Raw genomic sequence first — 24,233 nt, 5'->3', positions numbered from 1 at the left:
CCTGTGTCCGACCTGATCAACAAACTGCAATGGCGCTACGCCACCAAGAAGTTCAACCCCGCCAAAGTGGTGCCCCAAGACAAGGTGGACCGCATTCTGGAAGCCGTGCGCCTGACCGCCACCTCCAGCGGCCTGCAGCCCTATGAAGTGTTTGTGGTGACCAGCAAGTCCGTGCGCGAACAGATCAAGCCCATCGCCTGGAACCAGGAACAAATCACCGACGCATCGCACCTGCTGGTGTTCGCAGCCTGGGACAACTACACCGCCGAGCGCATCAACGCCATGTTTGACCTGGTGAACGCCGAGCGCGGCTTCAAGAACGAAGGCTGGGAAAACTACCGCCAGATGCTGCTGGGCAGCTACCCCAAGCGCGAAGCCGAAGTGAACTACCAGCACGCTGCCCGCCAGGCTTACATTGGCCTGGGCACCGCGCTGATTGCCGCGGCCGAAGAGCAAGTGGATGCCACGCCCATGGAAGGTTTTGACCCCAAAGCGCTGGACGAAATTCTGGGCCTGCAAGCCCGCGGCCTGCGCAGCGTGGCCATTCTGCCGCTGGGCTACCGCGCCGATGAAGGCGACTGGCTGGTGAACCTGAAGAAGGTGCGCCGCCCCCGCGAACAGTTCATCACCGAAGTGGCCTGATCGCCGCGGAACGTCGATCCCCCAAAGAAAAGGGCTGGTATTCACCAGCCCTTTTTTCATGCGCTTCGCCTGGGCGCTCGCGGTGGCGCAGTCAACTTTTTCACCTTTTCAAGGAATAAATTCGAGGCAGAAACAGATTGTTGCAATTCACGCCCATGGCTTTCCCAGTCCCCACGAGGCAGGTCGATAAGCTTGCGCGCGGCATGGCACCTGCTCGGGGGGCTGCCGTTTTTTAATCCGAAGCGCAAGGGAGAGAACATGACAACAAAGACAGCGGGCCAATGGGCCCTGGTGTGGGCGATGGGTGCGAGTCTGATGGGCGTGGCCCATGCGGCAGAGCCCGATGTGGGTGGCATTCGCCTGGGAATGGATGCACAGGAAGCACTAAAGATTGCCAACAATGACCTGCAAAACCAGGTGTATGTGAGCGCCGCCAAAATGACCCTGCGGCTGACCATCGATGGCAAGACCGGCTCGTTTGACAACTACACCTTCAACCCCAAGTTCAACAACCAGGCCAAGAACCTGAATTTCAGCATCTCGCCCTTGACCAACAAGGTCTGGGCGATTACCAAGAATGAATACCCCGCGGGTGACCGCCCGGCGCTCAAGGCCATTGCCGATGCAGCGTCCAAGTACGGCAAGCACGACCCCGCCAGCCTCAAAGCCACCGGTTACAGCCAGCATTGGATGTACGACAAGGCCGGCAAGGAAATCGAATGGGTCAACGTCTACGACAAGCCGCGCAACGGCAATTGCTTTGAATCGCTGAAGGACTACTTCGTCAGTGGCAATGGTGGTTTGACCGGTTACCTGTACTACCCGGTGGGCCCCACAGCGGCCTGCACCACGATTTACAGCGTGTCCGCCAAGTCCAGCAGGCAGGACGGTTTGGCCGACCAGTTTGCGTCATTTGCCATGGATGTGAGCGCATTCATGGACTGGTACAAGGTGCTGGACACCCAACGCAACAAGGCGTTGGAGGATGAAAAAAGCCGCGCAGCCAAACCTGCACTCTGAGGATCCCCCACCATGTTCCTTTCAGCCACACTGCGTGTGCGTCGTCCCTTGTTGACCATATTGGGCATGATGGCAGTGCTGCTCATGGCATTGCCCGCCCAGGCGGACATCAAAAGCGTGAGCGCGGAAGTTGCCAAGCTCTACAACAATGGGCGGGTTAGCGAGACCATCTTTCAGGACTTGTACCGCATCGATTTCGGCCCCAACTCGGCGCCTTTTTACGTGAGCGAGTCGGTGAGCCTGATTCTGGAGACCGATGGCCGGCAGATCACCCAGTGGACACAGCCGGTCAACAAGCCGGCCCCCATCAGCGCCGAAGAGAAGAGCGGCGTGCTCAACGCCATCCTGCACAACATCCGGTTTGACAAACTCATCGCCCTCAAGCGGGGCAAGGGCACCAACCGCATCCTGCTGTTGTCGGCGTACGACTGCCCGTACTGCATTCAGCTGGAGCGCATGCTGGAGAGTGCCGGTGACAAGGTGGACGCCACCTTCTATATCGTGCCGGCCACCCTGCGTCCCGCCGAGAGGGCCCGCCAAGACAATGTGCGCAACATCTGGTGCGCCACTGACAATGCTGCGACCTGGCACAAGGGGTTGCTGACAGCTGCCCAGCAATACCCCTCCGAAGCCAACAGCGCAGCGTGTACCTTGAGCGACCTGGACCGGCGGGACATGGGCATCGTGCTGCGCAGCATGGGTGTCAAGGAGATGGGCTACCCCTTCATGGTGCCGGACAATGGGCAACCCATGGTGGCAGAGCTGGAATTGACACCATTTCTCAAGCAGATCAAGACCGGGGCCGAGAAACAGTTCTGGGATCCCAAGAACCGCGCGGTGTTTCCCGCAACAGAGTACGCGCAGTTCCGGGCTGACAAGGCCGGTCCACGCGGCTGGTACAAATAGCCAGGGGTTCAGGTCACGGACAGCCGCTTGTTGACATCCAGCAGGCGGCTGGCCAGCACCGCGCCCAAGGCCTGGCTCAACGCCAGGGCCACCGAGGGGTGTTCGTGGGCCAGGGCCGCAAACCGTGTTTGCTCCATTTCCCACACCTTGCAGTCGCTATAAGCGGCCACCGAGGCACTGCGCGGCAGGCCTGAGAAAAAACCGCCTTCGCCGACCACGGTGCCCGGGCCCAGGATGGCGAGGTGCACCAAACCGGCGTCGGTCTTCATATCCACCTTCAGGTCACCAGATTCCAGAAAGTACAGGGACCGTTCGCGTGCGCCCTGGGCAATCAGCAGCTGCCCGCGCTGGAGTGCGGCAGGCCGCACATACAGGGTCAGCACACTCCAGCGGTAACCCTCCAGAAACTTGCCCAGCGTGCCTTCGCTCGCATTGCGGGCAATTGCCGCCACCAAAGCGGTGACGTCGTGGGGACTGTGCGCAGAACTGGACGTTGCCATGGCAGTTTCTCCTTGCAGGCGACAGGCGTCGCCGCATGCATAGGGTACCCAGTTATGTCCCGCGCTGTCCAGCGCTTCCCGCCGGGCGCGGGCCGCTGAAGCTTTCAGTGGCCAAACTCCTGCTTGGGCCGGGTTTTGTGGAAAGTCATGGGAATGCCGGCCTGGGCTTCCAGCAGTTCCTTGCGACTCTGGTTGGCCACACCTGTCTTCATCTTGCCCACCACATGCATTTCGCAGGGTTTGCAGTCAAAGCGCAGCGTGAGTTTTTCCTTGCCGTTGATGAGCTGCAGCGGCTCAGCCTTCACCTGGCCCTGCACGCCGGTGACGCCCTTGGCCTGCTTGGGGCAAAGGCTCAGCGAAAAGCGCACACAGTGTTTGGTGATCATGAGGCTGACCTCGCCCAGCTCTTCAATCGCCTCGTAGGCCGGGGCAATCACCTTCACGCCGTGCTTGGCATAGAACGCGTGCGCGGCCTGGTTGAACACATTGGCCAGGTAGCTCAGGGTGTCCTCGGGGTAGGGGGCAGGCGGCTCTACCGGTGCGGCGGGCAGCAGGCGCTGGAAGCCGGCGGCGCGGGCACGCTCCAGGGCCTCCACCGCCTCACGGCGCAGCGGGTTGAGCACCGATGCAGGCACAAAGAGGCCACTAGCCCCCGTCATATCTACGGAGATTGCTTCAAAAATCGTAGCACCCAACTTGCTGATCTGGGTGCGATTGCTGGCGTCGGCGGTATCTGGGTCTTTGGCGCGCTCGGCTGGCAGGTCGGTCCGGGCCGTGCCCACAAAGCCGTCTTCGTCAGTCAGGGTCAACGCCAAGCCCTGTGCGGTCTGGTTCAGCGTGGCCCACACGCCGATGCGCCGGTCGCTGCTCTTCTTGTCCAGCACGCGCACCCAGTTCACATCGCGGTTGCGGTTGACTTCCACGCCCTTGCGCAGATCCTTTAGACCGGCCAGCGCGTCCTTGGGGAACACGCGCCACAGGCCCTTGGCGGCATTGATCGCCTCGGCGCGATTGATGGCCAGACCCACCAGTTCCTTTTGCAAATCGTAGTAGCACAGACCGTCGCCATTGCTCAGGGCCTTGCGGGGGTCGTTCAACTCCAGGTCCACGCTGTCGGCGTTCACCCTGGTCACATAGCCAATGGCTTGGCCGGGGTTCTTGGGCGTGTCGAATGCGCCAATGTCCTCCTTGCGGCCCTGCACAAAGTAATCGGTGAACTCGCGGTTGAAGTTCTGGTTGGGGTCGGGCTCGAAGGTAAAGGTGGTGCTGCCGCTGCTGGAGCGTGACAGCGGTTGGTCCGAATACTGGCGGTCTTCGATCAGGCGGTCCAAGAGTTTGCGGTAGTGGGCGGTGATGTTTTTCACGTAGCCCATGTCCTTGTAGCGGCCCTCGATCTTGAAGCTGCGGATGCCGGCATCCACCAGCGCGGCCAGGTTTTCGCTCTGGTTGTTGTCCTTCATGGACAGCACATGCTTGTCGTGCGCCACAAAGCGGCCCTTGCTGTCCACCACCTGGTAGGGCAGGCGGCAGGCCTGGCTGCATTCGCCGCGGTTGGCGCTGCGCCCGGTATGGGCCGCGCTCACATAGCACTGGCCACTGTAGGCCACGCAGAGCGCGCCGTGGATGAAAAACTCCAGCGTGCAGCGCTCGGGGTCGGTGGCGGCGCGCACGGCGGCGATCTGGGGCAGGGTGAGCTCGCGCGCCAAGACGATCTGGCTTAGGCCCGCATCCTGAAGAAAGCGCGCTTTTTCGGGCGTGCGGATGTCGGTCTGGGTGCTGGCGTGCAGCTGGATGGGCGGCATGTCGATCTGGAGCAGGCCCATGTCCTGCACGATGAGCGCGTCCACGCCCGCCTCGTACAGCTGCCAGGCCTGTTTGCGCGCGGGCTCCAGCTCGTCATCCCGCAGGATGGTGTTCATGGTGACAAAGATGCGGCTGTTGAAGCGGTGGGCATGCTGCACCAGCTTCGCAATATCGGCCAGGCTGTTGTCGGCACTAGAGCGTGCGCCAAAGCCAGGGCCACCGATGTAGACCGCATCGGCGCCGTGGTTCACGGCTTCGATGCCGATGTCAGCGGTACGGGCAGGGGCCAACAGTTCGAGTTGGAAATCTTGCAAGGACATGGGGCCGCATTATCCCAGCCTGTACACTGCGGCGCTTCCCATGCCCAAAGCTCCCTCCACCCATTGGCCCAGCGTGATCACGCTGTGGCTGTGCGGCATTGTTGCCGCCATGCAGTTCTCGAAGGTCTCGCTGGCCTTCATGGCACTGCAGACCCACTACGCGGTGTCGGCCGCCAGCATGGGCTGGATACTGTCCACCGTGGGCGTGGTGGGCCTGGTCTGTGGCGTGACCATGGGCCTGTTTGCCCCCTTCATTGGCTACCGGCGCCTGCTGCTCACCGGTCTGGGCCTGGGCACCGTGCTGGCCCTGGTGCAGTCGTTATTGCTGCCTTTTCCCTTGTTTTGGGCCACGCGTGCGCTGGAAGGTGCCTCGCACTTGGCGGTTGTGGTGGCAGCGCCCACGCTGATGGCGGCCAGCGCCGGGCCCGCCCATCGCTCGGTGGCCATGGGGCTGTGGAGCACGTTTGTGGGGGCCGCGTTTGCCATTTCGGCGGCGGTGTTGCCCCTGGTGCTAGCGCAACTGGGTCTGAGCGCGGTGTTTTATCTGCATGCCACGGTGCTGGCCCTGGCCAGTGTGGCGGTGTGGCTGCTGGTGCCAGCCGATGAGGAGCGTATAGGAACCCATCCGCGCCCGGCCGTATCTGCGCTGCTGGCGCAGCATGTGGCCATCTACACCCACTGGACCACGGCGCTGCCGGGTTTGTGCTTCCTCTGCTATACCTTCATGGCCGTTGCCTTGCTGACCTTTGTGCCGACGCTGGCGGGGGCTGACCGCCTGTGGATGGCCGCGGTGCTGCCGCTGATGAGCGTGGCCGGCACCTTTTGCGCGGGCTGGTTGGCGCAGTATTGGCTCTCACCCTTGGTCTTGGTGCGCACGGCTTTCATGGTCGTGGCGGCCGTGGCGCTGACAACCGGGGCATGGGTTCTGCTTGGCTGGTGGTTGCCGCCCGTGGCGCTGCTGCTGATGTTCAGTGCCGGGGTGGCGGGGGGCAGTGCGTTTGCGCTGATTCCCTATCTGAATGACCAAAGCGCCCTGCAGGCCCGTGCCAATGGTGCGGTAGCCCAGTTGGGTAACCTGGGCTCCACGCTGGGGCCACCCACGTTTGCCCTCGCTGTGTCCATCTGGGGTGGCCCGGGTCTGGCCGGTGTAACCGCCTTGTGCGCCTGCCTGGGTACGGGCCTGGCGCTGTGGGGCAAGCGCCACTACGCGCGCATGCAGCCATGACTCCGCAACGCCTGGATGGTCTGGACGCGCTGCGGGGCTTGGCCCTGCTGTGGATGACGGCCTTCCACTTCTGCTTTGACCTGAACCAGGCCGGCTACATCCACCAGAACTTCTACAACGACCCGCTGTGGACCTGGCAGCGCACCTGCATCCTGAGCCTGTTCCTGCTGTGCGCCGGGGCAGGGCAGGCCTTGTCCCTGCACCAGGGCCAGAGTTGGGCGCGGTTTGGGCGGCGTTGGTTACAGATTGCGCTGTGCGCGCTGCTGGTGACAGCCGGGTCAGCGCTGATGTTTCCCAAGAGCTTTATTTACTTCGGCGTGCTGCACGGCATGGCGGTGATGCTGGTTATTGTGCGCCTCACTGCATCATGGGGCCGGTGGCTGTGGCCGCTGGGCGCGGTCGCTATTGCTATGCAATCGATAGCTGCTCGCGCAATAGATACGGGGGCTATGGGCACTTTCTTCAATGAAAAGTGGCTCAACTGGCTGGGTCTGGTCAATGTAAAACCCATCACCGAAGACTATGTGCCCATCTTCCCCTGGCTGGGCGTGATGTGGTGGGGCATGGCAGCCATGCAATGGTGGCTGCGCCGCCCGCGCGCCTTTCCGCCGCCACGGACATGGCTTCATCACCTGTCACCTGTAGGCAGGCTCGGGCGATGGAGCCTGAGCTACTACATGCTGCACCAGCCGGTGTTGCTGTCGGGGTTGTGGTTGGTGGCCTTCCTAAGCCTCTGAGACAGGGCTTGCGCACGGCGCAGCGCTTAGAATCTGCGCCATCCCACAGGGCGACATTTCTCATGACCATACTGCGCAAACGCGTTTCCATTGTTGTCCCGTTTTACAACGAAGAAGCAGGCGTCCAAGTTTTTTACGACACCCTGAACACGGTCATGGACACGGTCGATGGCGTGGACTTTGAGGTTGTCTGCGTGGACGACGGCAGCAAGGACGCCACGCTGCCCGCCTTGGTGGGCCTGAGCCATCGCGATCCACGCTACATCGTCATTGAGTTGTCGCGCAATTTCGGCAAAGAGGCGGCACTGACTGCAGGGCTGGACACATCAACTGGTGATGCTGTCATTCCCATGGACGCAGATCTGCAAGACCCGCCTGAACTGATCCGCGACATGGTGCGGGAGTGGCAGAGTGGGCATGATGTGGTCTTGGCCCGCCGGGTGGACCGCAGCAGCGATTCCTATTTGAAACGCAAAACTGCCGAGCTGTTCTACCGTGTGCACAACCGGTTTTCGAGCGTGAAGATTCCAGAAAACGTGGGCGATTTCCGGTTGATGGACCGCGTAGTCGTGGACACCCTCAAACAATTGCCTGAGCAGCAGCGCTTTATGAAGGGCTTGTTTGCCTGGGTGGGGTTCAAGGCAGTGACCATTGATTACGCGAGGAGTACGCGCGCTGCGGGGGAGACCAAATTCTCAGGCTGGAAGCTGTGGAACTTTGCACTCGAAGGCATTACCAGCTTCAGCTCTGCGCCCCTGAAGTTCTGGTCTTATGCCGGTGGAGTAGGGGCCTTGGTCAGCCTCACCTATGCCCTGTTCATTGTGATTCGGACGCTGGTGATGGGCATTGACTTGCCGGGCTATGCCTCGTTAATGGTAGCCATCATCTTCTTTGGCAGCGTGCAATTGGTTAGCGTGGGGATGCTTGGCGAATACATAGGGCGCATCTACATGGAGGCCAAGCGTCGTCCTCTCTACGTGGTGCGCAAGCGATATGGCGGGCAGTGAAGCCCGCCGCTCAGCAGTTGCTTGGTTGACGCCCGCGCTGCTGCGCAGGATGGTGCGGTTTTCCGTCTCTGGCGTGCTGGTCACGCTGGTGCACATTGCATCCGCGACGGCCTGGTTGCACTGGATCAATACGTCTTCAGGCTTGGCCAATGGCTTCGCGTTTGCGGTGGCCACCGCGTTTTCGTACTGCATCCATACGTTATGGAGCTTCTCTGCCCAGATGGAGCAGCGCGTGCTTGCCAAATTCATCGTAGTGGCTTTGGGGGGCCTGGGATTGTCTGCTGGCGTTGGCCATCTGGTGCAATGGCTGGGGTTCTCCTACCAGTACAGCATTGCAGCCGTGGTGCTGGTGATGCCGCCCTACAATTTTCTGGCCCACCATTTCTGGACCTACGCTAAGCCTGCGTCGCGCCTATCTACACACGACCCACTTTAAAAAAGGATATTCCCCGTGAGTGCACAAGAAAATACCGGTACCAGTTTTGTCACCAAGGTGGTGGTGGTTGCCGTGGCCATAGCGGCGGTGATTTCCTATTTAACGCCGAATACGGACGGTCTCACGCGGTTTGACACGGCGATCAACCGCATCTTCATCCTGTCTTTTGTACAAAACCCTGAGGGTCTGTACATGGCCAGTGAAGTCTGGGAAAGCGAAAAGCGGTATGACTTCGCCATCCGTGAGATGCGGCTGGCCATTGGTCTGCTGGAAATGCACAACGCCGACGCGGCTGTGATCAAACGCTACCGCGACCGGCTCACCATGCTGAGTGCCCAGAAGTAAGTTCAGGGCTTGCGTGCAGCGCTGGCAAAGCGCCAGGTGTTGAAATCCATGTTCACGTCGCACTGCGCTGCGCCCAGCGATTTGGACGTATAGCTGATGCGACTGCGTAGCACCTCGCTCAGGTAGCTGGACCAGTAGCGGTCATCACCAGAGACCTTTTCCGGCGAATTCTTCGCGCATATGCTGGTTGTGGAATCGGCAGGGTAGGCACGCTCCTGCAGGTGAGCGATGGCCTGGAACCAGAGCTGGCTGTCCCGGCGGTTGATCTCCGCGAGGTTGCTCCACCGCACATAGTTGTCGCAGGCAGAGCTGAAAAACAGAAATAGCACCGCGGCAAACAGGACCTTTTCGCGTTTTGCGCGCAGGCCTCCCACCTGCGTCAGCACCATGAGCGTCACCACCATGGCCAGAGCGAAGGAGCTCAGGTAATTGCCGACGTAGTGAGGATCTTCCGCAGCCCACTGGCGGTAGGCGGCCACCATGCCAAGCAAAACATTGGGGCAGAACACAAAGAACAGCAGCACGGTGATCGACGTCTTGCTATAGAGCCGCTGCGGATACGCCTCACCCTGCACACGTGGCAAGACCAGGAGCATGGCGAAGGCGATGCTGATCCCATATGCCAGCGCAAGCGCCAGGTTGTGCGGCTCGGACAACGTGGGCAGGTAGTTGTTCAGCGGTTTGAACTGGATGTGGAAGCCATTGATGGAAAACTTGTACACCGTGATGGCGATGTCCCACAGACTGCCACCGCTGTCCAAACCGCGGCCCGCGGTGGGCTGGAAATGCCGGTACCCGAAATAGCAGAGCACATAGGCCAACAACACCAAGGCCAGCGGGTAGTTGCGAACGGTGAATTGTCGAATCAGCTGCGCCCAATGGGCCAGTGACTGAGGCGCCGCCTGCCGCTGCAGATGTCGGTAGAGGAACAGGGCTGGATACGCGGCAGAGTAGAAAAACATGGGCTCGTAAGCCAGCATGGCAAAGGCGTAGAGCAGGAAGGGCGCAACGATGGGACCGGTTTTGTCCGGGCTGTCGAGCTGGCCCAGATACAGCGCAAAACTGGCAAACAGCACGGCAAACTGCAGGTTGAACATCATCAGGAAGCCGTGGAAAGGGCTGTAGTAGCCTGGGCTGACATCGATCAGCGCCAACCACACCAGGCCCATGAGCAGCCCCACCCATCGGTTGGTCAGACGCATACAGAAGACAACAAAGGTGATTAGCACCAGGCCGTTGACCAACATCTTGAGGGCGTTGGCAGCGCCCCAGCTGCCCAGCTTGTACGGCAGGCCCGCCATGAGGTTAATGGGAATCAGCCAAAACCGTCCCTGCGCTGACGCAGTTTCAAACACCTGTTCCAGCGAGGAGCGCGTGATCCAGGGGTCGTCCGAATTGGAGAGCATCATTCCCCAGTGCTGGACCAGCAGAAGTGCAAGCGCCAAGGCTGTAGCAAGAACTGCCAAGAAAAAAGGGCGACGCATGTGCATAAAGACCGTAACTCGGAAAAAGGCAATCGCCGATGTTAGCAAGCACCCAGGGGACCACACGTGGCGTGTGGCAGGCGAATTCAGTCGCGCTGCGCGCGACGGGGCCGCAGTAGCCGCTGGGACTGCTCGGCGTCCAGCATGTGGGCACGCAGGCCGGCGATGGCGCTGGCGTGGAGCTGGGAAACGCGGGCTTCGCTCAGGCCCATCTGATCGCCAATTTCGCGCATCTTGTGCTCGTCCACGTAGTACAGGTTCAACAGCTCCTGCGCTTGGGTACTAAGCGTCAGCAGGCTGCGGGCCAGGGCCTTGCGAAAGGCTGCGCGTTCCAGCAATGCCAGCGGGTCGGTGTCGTTGCCCGCACATTGCTCCAAATAGCTGTGCAAGTCGGAATTCGCCTCCAGATCATCCAACGACACCAAGTGGTAGCCATGGGCCTGCTGTAGCAGTCGCCGGTAGTCCTCCAGCGACATTTGCATGGCCTCGGCCACCTCGCGTTCCAGCGGTGTACGGCCCAGTTGGTGACCCAGCAGCTGAATGGTGGCCTCCACCTGGCGCATGGCCCGGCGCATCTGGCGCGTGGCGGGGTCCAGGGCGCGCAGGCCGTCCAGCATGGCGCCGCGAGCGCGCTGGGCCAGGTAATGTTCAAACTCGGCGCCCGAGGTCTCACGCGTGGTGCGGATGATGGCGTCAATCAAGCCCAGAATGCCGTCTTGCACCAGGTCATCGGTCAGCACATGGGCTGGCAGGCCATGGGCCATGGTGCGGGCAATCTTGCCCACCAAAGGCACGTGCTGCTGCACCAGCCGCTGTTGTGCGGGGTGGCTGATGTCGTGCTTGGTGGTCATAGGCCGTAGCCTAAAACAAAAAAACGCGGCCAAAGCCGCGTTTTATGCTGAGAAATCCCGCCTATTCAGGCTAAAGATTCCGTCACTCGATTTTGGCCTTGGCGCGCAAGTCTTCCTGGAACTTGCCCATTTTTTGCTGGGCCAGTTGTTGTGCGATCTGTGGCTTCACATCCTCAAACTTGGGCAACTGCGCGTCGCGCACGTCGTCCAGGCGAATGATGTGGTAACCGAACTGCGTCTTCACCGGGGTCTCGGTGATCTTGCCCTTGGACAGTGCCGTCAACGCTTCGGAGAACTCTTTCACGTAGTTGCTGGGGGCAGCCCAATCCAGGTCACCACCGTTGGCGCCAGAGCCGGGGTCCTTGGACTGCTTCTTGGCGATGTCTTCAAACTTCGCACCCTTTTTCAACTGGGCAATGATGGCCTTGGCCTGGTCTTCCTTGGCTACCAGGATATGACGGGCGCGGTATTCCTTGCCCGCATTGGCAGCGGCAAACTTGTCGTACTCGGCCTTGACCTCTTCGTCCGACACCGGGTTCTTCTTTTGGAAGTCAGTGAACAGCTCGCGAATGAGGATGGACTGGCGGGTCAGTTCCAACTGGTTCTTGTAGTCGTCAGTCGCATCGAGGCCACGGGCTTGGGCTTCCTGCACGAAGATTTCGCGGGCGATGATTTCTTCCTTCAGCTGGCCTTCCATGTCGGGCGTCACTGGACGGCCGGAGCGCTTGACCTGCTCGGCCAGCGCATCCACACGCGACTTGGGAACGGCCTTGCCATTCACGATGGCAATGTTCTGGGCCAGGGCGACCGACGACGCTGCCAACAGGGTGGCTGCGGCCAGAGCGGTCAAAATGTGCTTCTTCATACCGGTTCCTTCAGGGATACTTTTATCAAGTGGGAGTGCTGCCAGAGGGCGAGTCTTCGGCCTCAATGGCCAGGGCATGCAGGCCCTGATCAATGAAATCTTGCAGCGCATCATACACAAGGCGATGCCGTGCAACGCGGCTCTTGCCTGTAAACAATTGTGAAGCGATGCGCACCCGGAAATGGGTGCCAAGGCCCGTGTCGTTGGCCCCTGCATGGCCCGCGTGCTGGTAGCTTTCGTCCAGGACTTCCAGACGGGTAGGGGCCAGCCGTTCACGCAGACGCTGCGTCAGGTTGGCTGCGGTCAAGGCCAAAGAAGTGGTGCTCATGGAGAGGGACTGTCCTCGGAGGGCTCGTCGCTCTTCAGGTGCGGCGCGATGTACAGGCCTTGGCCGATCAAAAAGGCCAGCGGGAAGACATAGCCCCAGAGTTTGAAGTTGGCCCAGGCGTCTTCGCTGTAGTACATGGCCACATATCCGTTGCTGATGGCCATGAATGCGGTGTACACGACCCAAGCCACGTTCAGCTTGTGCCACACCGCATCCGGCAACTCCAGCTGGCTGCCCAGCATGGATTTGAGGAAATTGTTCTTCATGCCCCATATAGCCACAGCCAGCGCAATCGCCATGCCTGCGTAGAGCACGGTGGGCTTCCACATGATGAAGCGTTTGTCATGCAGGGCCAGGGTGATGCCGCCAAAGACCAGAATCATGCCCAGCGTGATCTTCTGCAGGGCTGTGAGCTTACGGTCGATCCAATAAATGATGGCCATTTGCGCCACCGTGGCAGCCATAAGCACCGGGGTGGCGAAGTAAATGGCCTCGTCCTTGCCGACGCCAAACCAGGCGTGCAGCTTGTAGGCCGCGAAGAACAGGAGGATGGGAATGAAGTCGAGAAGGGTTTTCATGCAGGCGTGAAGTGTAGCGAGGCCGAATTCATGCAGTAGCGCAGACCGGTCTCGGTGGGACCGTCGTCAAATACATGGCCCAGGTGCGCGCCGCACTGGCTGCAAACAGTTTCCACGCGCACCATGCCGTGGCTGCGGTCGGTGATCTCGGTAATGGCTCCGGGAACGGCCAGAGAAAAGCTGGGCCAGCCGCAGTGCGCGTCGAATTTGGTGTCCGAGCTGAACAGTGTGTTACCGCAGCAGATGCAATGGTAGCTGCCGTCGGCCCACTGGCGTTCGTACTTGCCGCTGAAGGGGCGCTCGGTGGCGGCATGGCGCGTGACCTGGAAGGCCACGGGCTCGGCGCCTTTCTCGGCCAACAGGGTCTTCCATTCGTCATCGGTCTTGGTTACGGGATAGGTCATGGGGTGTCCTTAAAAAGGGTGAACAGGGCAGGGGGTCAGGAGCTGCAGCTGATGGCGATACTGCCCGCCCAGTCGGGCGGGAAGTCGGCCCAGGCCGCATGCTCCTCGTGTTCGTCGAACGGGCGCTCCAAAACTTTCAGTAACTCAGCCACCACGGTGAAATCCTTGCGCTTGGCGGCTTGGATGGCTTCTTCACCCAAATGGTTCCGCAGCACATACTTGGGGTTGATCTTGAGCATCAAATCGGCCGCTATCCCCCGTGGAATCTGCGCAAGCAGCTCCGAATACGATAGCAACCAGAAATCGAAACCGGCGCGGTCCAGAAACAGATCGCGCACAGATGTATCGTCGGCGCGTTGTTCGCGCGCCCAGTGGCTTAGACGGCGCCAGAAGATGCTGAAGTCCACCTTGTCGGCCGCCAGCAGCTTCAAGATGCCCTCGATCAGCAGGCGGTGCGCTTCCTGTAGCTCGGCAAAGCCCAGCTTGGCCGCCATGCGCTGGGCAAATGCCAGCGGATAGATGGCCTTGAAGGTCTCCAGCGCTGCAATAGCCTGTTCCTGCTCGGCAATCAGCGGCATCAAGGCTTGGCCCAGGCAAAACAGGTTCCAGTACGCGACGTTGGGCTGCTTGTAGAACGCGTAGCGCCCCTGGTGGTCCGAATGGTTGCAGATGTGGCCCGGATCGTAGGCGTCCATGAACTGGAAGGGGCCGTAATCGATGGTCAGCCCCAAGATGCTCATGTTGTCGGTGTTCATCACGCCGTGGCAAAAGCCGACCGATTGCCACTGCGCCACCATCTGTGCGGTGCGTTCAGTCACCGCGGCCAGCAGCGCTACATAGGGGTTGCCGCCCCAACGGGCATCGTCACGACAGGCCGGGTAATGGTGGTCAATCACAAAATCTGCCAGTACCTTGAGCTGGTCATGGTGCCCATGGTGGCAAAAGTGCTCGAAATGGCCAAAACGGATAAAGCTGGGTGCCAGCCGCGTGACCACGGCCGCTGTTTCCACTTCCTCTCGCCGAACCGGGGCGTCCGAGCCTGTCACGCACAGAGCGCGGGAGGTGGGGATGCCCAGGCCGTGCATGGCTTCGCTGCCCAGAAATTCCCGGATGCTGCTGCGCAAGACCGCGCGCCCATCCCCCATACGGGAAAACGGGGTGAGCCCCGCGCCCTTGAGCTGCACCTCCCAGCCCGACGTTTCGCCCAGCAGGATGGCACGTCCATCGCCCAGTTGGCCCGCCCATTGGCCAAACTGGTGGCCGCTGTAAACGCTGGCCAGCGGCAGGCCGCCCGCCAGCGGCCGGTTGCCCGTAAAGGCCTGTAGCGCGTCGTCGGACTGCAGCCACTGCGAATCCAGACCCCAGACCTGCGCGGCGCTGGTGCTGCGGCCTACCCAATAGGGCGCTGGCAGCGGGGTGGGGGACAGTGCGGCGTAGAAGTCATCGCCCAGCGTGGCAAAGCGATTGACCCAGGACAGACCCACATCCAGCGGGTCGTCCAGATGTGACGAAATAGGCATGACTGAATTGTCCCGCATATGACTAATGCAGACATTTTTCGGGGGCTTGGCGGGATTACCATGCGTTCACGCGCGCACGAGCACCGGTCTTCCAAGGGGCAATGCCGCGATGTACTGTTTTTATACAAAGAGGTGACACATGTTGGGTTTGATGCAAAGTCAGCAGCTGCTGATTTCTTCGCTGATCGATTTCGCGGAACGCCACCATGGAGAGGGAGAAATCGTGTCCCGCCGGGTCGAAGGCGATATCCACCGCTACACCTACAAAGACGTCGCGGTACGTGCCCGCAAGGTCGCCAACGCGCTGGACCAAATGGACCTGGCCTTCAGCGACCGGGTGGCCACCCTGGCCTGGAACGGCTATCGCCATCTGGAACTGTACTTTGGAGTGAGCGGTTCCGGCCGCGTGCTGCATACCCTGAACCCGCGCCTGCACCCGGACCAGATCGTCTGGATTGCCAACCATGCTGAAGACCAGGTGCTGTGCTTTGACATGACCTTCCTGCCCATCGTCAAGGCCGTGCACAGCCGCTGCACCACCATCAAACATTTCATTGCCCTTTGCGACGCGGACAAGCTGCCTGCAGACACCGGCATCCCGGGACTGCAAAGCTACGAGGCGTGGATGGGCGGCCAGCCCGAGCAATACACCTGGCCCGAGTTTGACGAAAACTCGGCATCCAGCATGTGCTACACCAGCGGCACCACGGGCAACCCCAAGGCCGCGCTCTACAGCCACCGCTCCACCATCCTGCATGCGTTCTCGGGCGCGCTGCCCGACGCGCTGAACATGAGTGCACGTGACTCGGTGCTGCCCGTGGTACCCATGTTCCACGTCAATGCCTGGGGCCTGCCGTATTCGGCCGCGATGACTGGTGCCAAACTGGTGTTCCCCGGCCCGGCCATGGATGGCAAGTCGATTTTTGAACTCATCGAATCCGAGCGCGTGAGCTTCGCCGCTGGCGTGCCCACAGTGTGGCAAATGATGCTTGCGCACATGCAAGCCGGCAACCTGAAGTTCTCCACCCTGAAGCGCACGGTCATTGGAGGGTCGGCCTGCCCCCCCGCCATGATCACCGCCTTCAACGATGTGTATGGAGTTGAGGTGCTGCATGCCTGGGGCATGACCGAGATGTCGCCACTGGGCACCGTCTGCACGCTCAAAAACAAGCACCTGACGATGGACTCGGCCGAGAAGATGAAAGTGCGCCTGAAGCAGGGCCGCGGCATCTACGGTGTGGACATGAAGATTGTGGGGGACGATGGCAAGGAATTGCCCTGGGATGGCAAGGCCTATGGAGACCTGCTGGTCAAGGGCCCCTGGATCATCAGCGAGTACTTCAAAGGCGAGGGCGGCGCGCCACTGATCGATGGCTGGTTCCCCACCGGCGACGTGGCCACCATTGACTCCGACGGCTACATGCAGATCACCGACCGCAGCAAGGACGTGATCAAGTCCGGTGGTGAGTGGATCAGTTCCATTGACGTCGAAAACATCGCCATGGCGCACCCCGCGGTAGCCATGGCAGCCTGCATTGGCATGAAACATCCAAAGTGGGACGAACGCCCCATCATCGCGGTGGTCAAGAAGCCGGGCGCCGAGGTCACGCGCGATGAACTGATCGCGTTCTACGACGGCAAAACTGCCAAGTGGCAAGTGCCGGACGACGTGGTGTTTGTAGATGCCATTCCACTGGGCGGCACCGGAAAAATGCAGAAGACCAAGTTGCGCGAAATGCTCAAGGATTACCGCCTGCCTACGCTCTAAAACAGTGCGCGCAGTCGCATGGGTGATAGCTGTTGGTGGAAACCCTTGCGCTGCGCCGCACAAAAAAATGTACGCTGCAAAACTTAAGAATTACAGGAGACAAACGATGAAATTTGCTTTGAAAATCGCCGCTGCCGCCACCCTGGTGGCATGCGCCAGCGCTGCAATGGCCCAGAAGGGTGAAGTCGTCAAAATGGTTCGCATTGATGCCTTGACCGGCTTGATGGGACCCGTCGGAACGAACCAGTTGAAAAGCTATCAGTTTTTCGCTGAAAAATTCAGCGGTGCCGGCAACCCTGCGGGTGTGAAATTCGAAGTCACCGGCATTGACAACAAGCTCAGCCCTACCGAAAGCCTGAACGCACTCAAAGCCGCCATCGACCAGGGTGTGCGCTACATCGTCCAGGGCAACGGATCATCGGTGGCGTTGGCCCTGTCCGACGCAGTGACCAAGTACAACGAGCGCAACCCTGGCAAGGAAGTCATTTACCTGAACGACTCCGCCGTAGACCCCGACCTCACCAACAACAAGTGCAGCTACTGGCACTTCCGTTTTGATGCGGACACCTCCATGAAGATGGAAGCCATGTCCAGCTTCATGGAAAGCCAGAAGGACATCAAGAAGGTCTACATCTTGGGCCAGAACTACTCGCACGGCATCCAGGTTGCCAAGTACACCAAGGAAACCCTGGCCCGCAAGCGGCCCGATATCCAGATCGTGGGCGAAGACCTCCACCCCATCGCCCAAGTGCGCGACTTTGCCCCCTACATCGCCAAGATCAAGGCCTCCGGCGCCGACACGGTGGTGACCGGCAATTGGGGTTCTGACCTGTCCCTGCTCATCAAGGCGGCCAACGAAGGTGGCTATACCGGCAAGTTCTACACCTACTACGCTGGGGTGACTGGAACACCCACCGCCTTGGGTACGGGCGGCGCAGGCCGTGTGTACCAAGTCGCTTATTCCCACTACAACATGGGCGCGCCCATGGACAAGTGGATGACAGAGTTCAAGACCAAGTACGACGACGACTTCTACACCGGCTCCATCGTGCGCATCTATGAAATGCTGGGCGCAGCCATGGCGCAGGCCAAGTCGACCGACCCGGTCAAGGTCGCCGCTGCACTGGAGGGGCTCAAAGTCAAGAGCTTCAACGGCGAAGTGGAGATGCGCAAGACCGATCACCAGTTGCAGCAACCGCTGTACATCACGGTCTGGCAAAAAGCGGACAAGAAGTACCCCTACAGCCCTGAAAACACCGGCATGACACTGGTACCCGTGAAGGAGTACCCGAACTATGTGTCCAGCACCCCCACCAGCTGCCAGATGAAGCGTCCAGGCTAACCTGAAGTTTCAAAACCCAAGAGCCCCTTCGGGTAACCCGTTGCGGGCTCTTTTAATTGCTGCGAGATTTACCGCACTAGGGAAGGTCAGTCGGAATGGAGTTTTTCATCATCTCTATGCTCAACGGCTTGAGCTACGGCTTGCTGTTGTTCATGTTGAGTTCGGGGCTCACGCTGATTTTCAGCATGATGGGCGTTTTGAATTTTGCCCACGCCAGCTTTTACATGCTGGGCGCCTACGTGGGCTACTCGCTGTCCCGCGTCGTGGGCTTCTGGCCCGCACTCATCCTCGCGCCCATCGTGGTGGGGGCCATGGGCGCACTGTTTGAGCGGCTGTGCCTGCGCAAGGTGCACAAGTTCGGGCATGTGGCCGAACTGCTGATCACCTTTGGCCTCTCCTACGTGATTCTGGAACTGGTGCAGCTGGTCTGGGGGCGCATCGCGCTGGAGTTCCGTCCACCGGACGTACTGCAGGGCCCTGCCTTTACCCTGATCAACCATTCGATCAATGGTCTGCAAATTCTCTGGGGTGCGGCGCCCGCCGAGATGTGCAGTGCGGCGGACGCTGCGGTGCGCGTGGTCTGCTCTCCCTTCCCGGCCACCCGCGCTTTCATGATGTTGGTGGCGCTGATCATGTTGGGGTCGGTCTGGCTGCTGCTCACCCGCACCCGCGTCGGACTGGTGATTCAGGCGTCGCTGACGCATCCCGAGGCCGTGGAGTCCCTCGGCCACAACGTACCGCGTGTCTTCATGATGGTCTTTGGCTTTGGCGCCGCACTGGCGGGCCTGGCCGGCGTCATCGGTGGCAGCACCTACCTGACCGAGCCCGCCATGGCGGCAACGGTGGGGTCCATCATTTTTGTGGTGGTCGTGGTAGGAGGTCTGGGCTCCCTCTCGGGCGCCTTTCTGGCGTCCTTGCTCATAGGTGTCATCCAGACCTTTGCCGTGGCGTTTGACTACTCGGTTGCCAGCGTGCTGGAGCTTACCGGCCTGCACTTCAGCGATGGCGTGCGCGGCAACACGCTGATGCACCTGACCATCTCGCAAGTCGCTCCCATTCTTCCGTACCTGTTTCTGGTGCTGATCCTGATTTTCCGGCCCAAGGGTCTTCTGGGTAATCGGGAAGGCTGATTGACTATGCAAGCTACCAATCGTTATTACGCCTTCAAACCTCTCAACATTGGGCGCATCCTCATCTGGGGGCTGTTTGCGCTGGTCATGGTGATGGCTCCGCTCGTGTTTACCAGCGGCCTGTCCATCACCATGCTGTCGCAGATGGGCATTGCCATCATTGCATGCCTCTCCTTCAACATGCTGCTGGGGCAGGGCGGCATGCTGAGCTTCGGGCATGCGGTGTACAGTGGCTTGGGCGCCTTTGTCTCCATTCACGCCCTCAACAGCGTCTCCGCCGGCGCATTGCCGCTGCCTGTTTCACTGATCCCCCTGGTCGGCGGACTGGGCGGCATGGCCTTTGCGGCCTTGTTCGGCTACGTGACCACCCGAAAGGCCGGCAACACCTTTGCCATGATCACGCTGGGCCTTAGCGAACTGGTGTTTGCCATGTCGCTGATGGTCCCCGAGTTCTTTGGCGGGGAGGGCGGTGTCTCCGGCAATCGCGTGGTGGGCAAGGCCTTCATGGGTATTACCTATGGGCCGGCCATCCAGGTCTATTACCTGATCGCGGTTTACACCTTTGTCTCGGTCGTGCTGATGTTTGCGTTTACCCAAACGCCCCTGGGCCGCATGCTCAATGCCGTGCGCGACAACCCCGAGCGCGTGGAGTTTGTGGGCTACAACACCCAGCGCGTGCGCTACACGGCCTTCATCATTGCCGGTTTCTTCGCGGGTATTGCGGGCGGCCTGGGCGCGCTGAACTTTGAAATCGTGAATGCCGAAGTGGTCGGGGCCGCGCGCTCTGGCGCCTACCTGCTGTTCACCTTTTTGGGCGGCGCCACCTTCTTCTTCGGTCCCATCATTGGCGCCATCCTCATGGTGCTGGCCTTTGTTTTGTTCAGCGAGTTCACCAAGGCCTGGCTGCTCTACCTCGGGCTCATCTTCCTGTTCATGGTGATGTACGCCCCCGGCGGCATGGCCAGCCTGCTCATGATGAACCTGCGCGTTGCCGCCTTTGGCAAGCTGCGCCGGTTATGGGTGGGCTACTTCGGCCTGGCGGGCACGGCGCTGGTGGGCCTGGCTGGCGTGGCTACGCTGGTGGAAATGATCTACCACCTGCAGCTCAACGGCGCCATGGGCTCCGAATTGCACTTTTTGGGCACTACCCTGAACGCCAACAACCTCAACAGCTGGTTTGGCGCCGGGTTTGTGGCCTTGACCGGAGCGGGACTCTTTGAGCTGTGCCGCCGGCAATTTGTGCGGGAGTGGGGACACATCCAGGAAGACATACAAAAAGAAATCAAGAGAAGGGAGGCCCTATGAGTCTGGCCACACCCCCAACCGCCACGCCAGCACTGGAGTTGCGCGATGTCCGCAAGGCATTCGGCAAAACCGAGATCATCCGTGGCGTCAATATTGCGGTGCAAGCCGGAGAACGCGTGGCCATCATTGGCCCCAACGGCGCCGGCAAGTCCACGTTGTTCAACCTCATTAGCGGGCGCTTTGAGCCCAGCAGCGGCGACGTATTGCTGCATGGCCACCGCATCAACGGCAAGAAACCGTTTGAGATCAACCGCATGGGGCTGTCCCGCAGTTTCCAGATCACCAACATATTCCCCAATCTCAGCGTGTTCGAGAACCTGCGCTGCAGCGTGCTGTGGAGCCTGGGCTACAAGTACACCTTCCTGAAGTTCCTGTCGGGCCTGACCGATGCCAACGACAAGGCCGAAGAGCTGATGGAGATGATCAACCTGGGCAAAAAGCGTGATGTGCTCGCCGTCAACCTGACCTACGCCGAGCAGCGCGCCCTGGAGATCGGCATCACCATTGGCGGCGGCGCTAGCGTAATCTTGCTGGACGAACCCACTGCCGGTATGAGCAAGAGTGAAACCTCGCGCTTCATTGCGTTGATCAAAAAGGTCACCGAGGGCAAGACCCTGCTGACCGTGGAGCATGACATGGGTGTGGTGTTTGGCCTGGCCGACAAGATTGCGGTGGTGGTGTATGGCGAGGTGATTGCCTTCGACACGCCCGACGCCGTGCGGGCCAATGCCCGGGTACAAGAGGCCTATCTAGGCTCTTCAGTGGCCGATGCACAGGCGGGAGGACACTGACATGCTCCAGATCTCCAATCTGCACGCCTACTACGGCAAAAGCCATGTGCTGCATGGCGTGGACATGACCGTCAATGCCGGTGAAATCGTGGCGCTGTTGGGACGCAACGGCTCCGGCCGCTCCACCACGGCGAAGGCCATCATGGGCCTGGTGGACTGCCAGGGCTCCGTGCTCTGGAAAGGCAAGGAAGCACTGGGCCGCAAGGCCTATGAGATTGCCCACCTGGGCATTGGCTATGTGCCAGAAAACCGCGACATCTTCCCCAAGCTGACCGTGTACCAAAACCTGCTGCTGGGCCAGAAGAGTGGCAAGAAGAAGGCCCGCTGGACCTTTGAAGACATGTACACCATGTTCCCGCGGCTGAAGGAGCGCGAGCACACGGAAGCCGGCGTGCTGTCTGGCGGTGAACAGCAAATGCTGACGCTGTGTCGCACGCTGATGGGCGACCCGGACCTCATCATCATTGATGAGCCCACAGAAGGCCTGGCGCCCAAGATCGTCGAGCTGGTCGCCCAGTACCTCACCACCCTGCGGGAGCGCGGCGTGTCGGTGCTGCTGATTGAGCAGAAACTCACGATTGCCATGGCCATTTCCGACCGCTGCCTGGTCATGGGCCACGGCAGCATCGTGTTTGAGGGCACGCCCCAGGCCCTGCGCGAAGACAGCTACACCCGCAAGGAATGGCTGGAAGTCTGATCTTCCGGCCACTCCTTTTGTCCCACCTGTGACAAAGCCGGTTGGCAACCGGCTCAAACCTTCTACAATCATAAAAAAGAACGATCGTTCTATTTTCCCTGGTTCCACCTTTTTCAAGGAATGAAAGCATGACCGCCCAGTACCAAGTCCATGGCGATATCGCCGTCATCACGCTGAACAATCCTCCCGTCAACGGGCTGGGTCTGTCTACCCGCCAAGGCATTGCCGACGGCATGGCCCAGGCCAACGCTAACGCAGCGGTCAAAGCCATCGTGATCACAGGCGCCGGCAAAGCCTTCTCGGGCGGCGCGGACATCAACGAATTCGGCAAACCCACCGCCTTGCAAGAGCCCAACCTGATCAGCGTGATCGGTGTTCTGGAAGCCTCTGCCAAACCCGTCATCGCCGCCATCCATACCGTGGCCATGGGCGGAGGTTTGGAGCTGGCCTTGGGCTGCCACTACCGCATTGCCGCCCCCGGCACCAGCGTGGCCTTGCCCGAGGTGAAGCTGGGCTTGTTGCCCGGCGCCGGTGGCACCCAACGCCTGCCCCGCGTGCTGGGTGTGGAACCAGCGCTGAACATGATCGTTAGCGGTGAGCCTATCAAGAGCGAAATGCTGGCCATGCTGCCCGGCCAAAAACTGTTCGACAAGATGGCTGCCTCTGCAGAATCGCTGGCAGAAGAGGCGCTCGCGTATGCCCGTTCAGTAGCCGATGTGCGCCCCTTGCCGCTGGTGCGTGACCTCAAATGCAAGCATCCCCAGGGCGATGCCTACTTCCAGTTTGCCCGCAACATGGTCAAGGGCATGTCCAAAAACTTCCCGGCGCCTGCCAAGTGCGTGGACGCCGTGGAAGCCGCCACTAAGAAGAAGTTTGACGAAGGCATGGCGGTCGAACGCGAGATCTTCATCAACCTCATGTGGACGGCCGAAAGCAAATCCCTGCGCCACCTGTTCCTGGCTGAGCGTGCGGCATCCAAAATCCCTGATGTCCCCGCGGACACTGCACAGCGCGCTATCAACTCCATAGCAGTCATTGGTGCCGGCACCATGGGTGGCGGCATTGCCATGAACTTCCTGAACGCCGGCATTCCCGTCAAGATGCTCGAAATGAAGCAGGAAGCACTGGACCGTGGCATTGCTACCATCCGCAAGAACTACGAAGCCCAAGTGGCCAAGAAAAAACTCAAGCAAGACAAGTACGAGCAGCGCATGAGCCTGCTGACCACCACGCTGAGCTATGACGACCTGAAGGATGCCGATCTGGTCATCGAAGCTGTGTTTGAAGAAATCGGTGTCAAGGAAGCCGTGTTCAAGGAACTGGACCGCGTGATGAAGCCCGGCGCCATCCTGGCCTCCAACACCTCCACGCTGGACGTGGACAAAATTGCGTCGTTCACCAAGCGCCCCGAAGACGTGGTGGGTCTGCACTTCTTCAGTCCCGCCAACGTGATGAAGCTGCTGGAAGTGGTGCGCGGTGCCAAGACCGCCAAGGATGTGATGGCCACCGTGATGACGGTCGCCAAGAAGATCAAGAAGACCGCGGTAGTGTCCGGCGTGTGCGATGGCTTTATCGGCAACCGCATGATCGAGCAGTACGGCCGCCAGGGCGGTTTCCTGCTGGACGAAGGCTGCACCCCCGCGCAGGTGGACAAGGCCATGGAGAAATTCGGTATGGCCATGGGCCCGTTCCGCATGGGCGACCTGGCTGGCAACGACATTGGCTGGGCCATCCGCAAGCGCCGCTACTCGGAAAAGCCTGACATGAAGTACAGCAAGACGGCTGACCTGCTGTGCGAGAAGGGCCGCTTTGGCCAGAAAGTGGGCAAGGGCTGGTACGACTATGTCGAGGGCAAGCGCGATGCCATCCCGAATGCCGAAGTGGTGACCATGATCGAAGAGCACCGCAAGGCGCTGGGCATTACCCCGCGCAAGATTTCGGACGAAGAAATTGTGCAACGCCTGGTGTTCAGTCTGGTGAACGAGGCCGCCCACATTCTGGAAGAGGGCATTGCCAACAAGGCCAGCGACATCGATATCGTCTACATCTTTGGCTATGGCTTCCCCGCACACCGCGGCGGCCCGATGAACTACGCCGACCAGGTGGGCTTGTTCAACGTGGTGCAGGCCATGAACCGCTTTGCCCAAAACCCGCTGGACGACGCCAAGTTCTGGCAGCCCGCGCCGCTGCTGGCCAAGCTGGCTGCTGAAGGCAAGACTTTCAACTAAT

24 protein-coding genes are annotated in these 24,233 nt (G+C 60.4%); 15 read left to right on the top strand and 9 right to left on the bottom strand.

Annotation, left to right across the window (positions count from 1 at the left end; genetic code table 11):
• Positions 1-3 precede the first annotated feature (3 nt).
• The 3 genes from AC07OE_RS03695 to AC07OE_RS03685 all read left to right on the top strand — a co-directional run bounded on the left by AC07OE_RS03695 (position 4) and on the right by AC07OE_RS03685 (position 2,568).
• The gene (locus tag AC07OE_RS03695) at positions 4-642 is read left to right on the top strand and encodes an NAD(P)H-dependent oxidoreductase (protein WP_495069223.1); all 639 of its coding nucleotides are present in this window, start codon (positions 4-6) and stop codon (positions 640-642) included.
• Between the two features lie 258 nt (positions 643-900).
• Positions 901-1,662 (top strand): hypothetical protein, encoded by a 762-nt coding sequence (locus AC07OE_RS03690; RefSeq protein WP_495069222.1) that lies wholly within the window; start codon positions 901-903, stop codon positions 1,660-1,662.
• Positions 1,663-1,674: 12 nt separating this feature from the next.
• Positions 1,675-2,568 (top strand): thioredoxin domain-containing protein, encoded by an 894-nt coding sequence (locus tag AC07OE_RS03685; RefSeq protein ID WP_495069221.1) that lies wholly within the window; start codon positions 1,675-1,677, stop codon positions 2,566-2,568.
• 8 nt (positions 2,569-2,576) lie between these two features.
• Here the strand turns inward: AC07OE_RS03685 and AC07OE_RS03680 are convergent, their stop codons facing one another.
• Positions 2,577-3,068, bottom strand: coding sequence for a cyclic nucleotide-binding domain-containing protein (locus AC07OE_RS03680; protein ID WP_495069220.1), 492 nt, complete (start codon positions 3,066-3,068; stop codon positions 2,577-2,579).
• A 104-nt stretch (positions 3,069-3,172) separates the two neighbouring features.
• Positions 3,173-5,191: a peptidase U32 family protein gene (locus AC07OE_RS03675; protein ID WP_495069219.1), complete on the bottom strand. Its 2,019-nt coding sequence runs from the start codon at positions 5,189-5,191 to the stop codon at positions 3,173-3,175.
• Positions 5,192-5,231: 40 nt separating this feature from the next.
• Between AC07OE_RS03675 and AC07OE_RS03670 the strand changes: the two genes are divergently transcribed.
• From AC07OE_RS03670 to AC07OE_RS03650, 5 genes are all read left to right on the top strand, one after another.
• A complete protein-coding gene (locus AC07OE_RS03670) occupies positions 5,232-6,416 on the top strand; it encodes an MFS transporter (protein WP_495069218.1) in 1,185 nt (394 codons plus the stop codon).
• Positions 6,413-7,153: a heparan-alpha-glucosaminide N-acetyltransferase gene (locus AC07OE_RS03665; protein WP_495069217.1), complete on the top strand. Its 741-nt coding sequence runs from the start codon at positions 6,413-6,415 to the stop codon at positions 7,151-7,153. The genes AC07OE_RS03670 and AC07OE_RS03665 overlap by 4 nt, the downstream gene beginning before the upstream one ends.
• Before the next feature lie 62 nt (positions 7,154-7,215).
• On the top strand, positions 7,216-8,160 hold the full coding sequence (locus AC07OE_RS03660) for a glycosyltransferase family 2 protein (RefSeq protein ID WP_495069216.1): 945 nt from the start codon (positions 7,216-7,218) through the stop codon (positions 8,158-8,160).
• On the top strand, positions 8,147-8,596 hold the full coding sequence (locus tag AC07OE_RS03655) for a GtrA family protein (protein WP_495069215.1): 450 nt from the start codon (positions 8,147-8,149) through the stop codon (positions 8,594-8,596). Before AC07OE_RS03660 ends, AC07OE_RS03655 begins: the two co-directional genes overlap by 14 nt.
• 15 nt (positions 8,597-8,611) lie before the next feature.
• The gene (locus tag AC07OE_RS03650) at positions 8,612-8,941 is read left to right on the top strand and encodes a hypothetical protein (RefSeq protein WP_495069214.1); all 330 of its coding nucleotides are present in this window, start codon (positions 8,612-8,614) and stop codon (positions 8,939-8,941) included.
• A 2-nt stretch (positions 8,942-8,943) separates the two neighbouring features.
• Here AC07OE_RS03650 and AC07OE_RS03645 read toward each other — a convergent pair whose 3' ends face one another.
• The 7 genes from AC07OE_RS03645 to AC07OE_RS03615 form a co-directional block, all read right to left on the bottom strand.
• The gene (locus tag AC07OE_RS03645; RefSeq protein ID WP_495069213.1) at positions 8,944-10,350 is read right to left on the bottom strand and encodes a hypothetical protein; all 1,407 of its coding nucleotides are present in this window, start codon (positions 10,348-10,350) and stop codon (positions 8,944-8,946) included.
• 161 nt (positions 10,351-10,511) lie between these two features.
• Positions 10,512-11,276, bottom strand: coding sequence for a FliA/WhiG family RNA polymerase sigma factor (locus AC07OE_RS03640; protein ID WP_495069212.1), 765 nt, complete (start codon positions 11,274-11,276; stop codon positions 10,512-10,514).
• Positions 11,277-11,358: 82 nt separating this feature from the next.
• Positions 11,359-12,141, bottom strand: a complete 783-nt coding sequence (locus AC07OE_RS03635; RefSeq protein WP_495069211.1) for a peptidylprolyl isomerase — start codon at positions 12,139-12,141, stop codon at positions 11,359-11,361.
• Between the two features lie 25 nt (positions 12,142-12,166).
• On the bottom strand, positions 12,167-12,469 hold the full coding sequence (locus AC07OE_RS03630) for a BolA family protein (protein ID WP_495069210.1): 303 nt from the start codon (positions 12,467-12,469) through the stop codon (positions 12,167-12,169).
• A complete protein-coding gene (locus AC07OE_RS03625; RefSeq protein ID WP_495069209.1) occupies positions 12,466-13,047 on the bottom strand; it encodes a septation protein A in 582 nt (193 codons plus the stop codon). Before AC07OE_RS03625 ends, AC07OE_RS03630 begins: the two co-directional genes overlap by 4 nt.
• Complete coding sequence (gene msrB, locus AC07OE_RS03620) at positions 13,044-13,451, bottom strand: peptide-methionine (R)-S-oxide reductase MsrB (RefSeq protein WP_495069208.1); 408 nt, start codon at positions 13,449-13,451, stop codon at positions 13,044-13,046. Before msrB ends, AC07OE_RS03625 begins: the two co-directional genes overlap by 4 nt.
• Positions 13,452-13,486: 35 nt before the next feature.
• The gene (locus tag AC07OE_RS03615) at positions 13,487-14,971 is read right to left on the bottom strand and encodes a protein adenylyltransferase SelO (protein ID WP_495069207.1); all 1,485 of its coding nucleotides are present in this window, start codon (positions 14,969-14,971) and stop codon (positions 13,487-13,489) included.
• 139 nt (positions 14,972-15,110) lie between these two features.
• Here AC07OE_RS03615 and AC07OE_RS03610 point away from each other — a divergent pair, with 139 nt between their 5' ends.
• From AC07OE_RS03610 to AC07OE_RS03580, 7 genes are all read left to right on the top strand, one after another.
• A complete protein-coding gene (locus tag AC07OE_RS03610) occupies positions 15,111-16,739 on the top strand; it encodes a 3-(methylthio)propionyl-CoA ligase (protein ID WP_495069206.1) in 1,629 nt (542 codons plus the stop codon).
• A gap of 106 nt (positions 16,740-16,845) precedes the next feature.
• Positions 16,846-18,081, top strand: a complete 1,236-nt coding sequence (locus AC07OE_RS03605) for a branched-chain amino acid ABC transporter substrate-binding protein (protein WP_495069205.1) — start codon at positions 16,846-16,848, stop codon at positions 18,079-18,081.
• Positions 18,082-18,176: 95 nt separating this feature from the next.
• Entirely contained in the window at positions 18,177-19,211 is a 1,035-nt protein-coding gene (locus AC07OE_RS03600) for a branched-chain amino acid ABC transporter permease (RefSeq protein WP_495069204.1), read from the top strand.
• 6 nt (positions 19,212-19,217) lie between these two features.
• Complete coding sequence (locus AC07OE_RS03595) at positions 19,218-20,516, top strand: branched-chain amino acid ABC transporter permease (protein ID WP_495069203.1); 1,299 nt, start codon at positions 19,218-19,220, stop codon at positions 20,514-20,516.
• Positions 20,513-21,307: an ABC transporter ATP-binding protein gene (locus AC07OE_RS03590; protein ID WP_495069202.1), complete on the top strand. Its 795-nt coding sequence runs from the start codon at positions 20,513-20,515 to the stop codon at positions 21,305-21,307. Before AC07OE_RS03595 ends, AC07OE_RS03590 begins: the two co-directional genes overlap by 4 nt.
• Position 21,308: 1 nt before the next feature.
• Positions 21,309-22,004, top strand: a complete 696-nt coding sequence (locus AC07OE_RS03585; RefSeq protein ID WP_495069201.1) for an ABC transporter ATP-binding protein — start codon at positions 21,309-21,311, stop codon at positions 22,002-22,004.
• Positions 22,005-22,132: 128 nt separating this feature from the next.
• Complete coding sequence (locus AC07OE_RS03580; protein ID WP_495069200.1) at positions 22,133-24,232, top strand: 3-hydroxyacyl-CoA dehydrogenase NAD-binding domain-containing protein; 2,100 nt, start codon at positions 22,133-22,135, stop codon at positions 24,230-24,232.
• The last annotated feature ends 1 nt before the right edge of the window (position 24,233 follow it).

It is taken from the genome of Rhodoferax sp. GW821-FHT09E07 (genome assembly GCF_059416145.1).
Note: the sequence above shows the minus strand (reverse complement) of the source record. Positions and strands in the feature narration are given on the sequence as shown.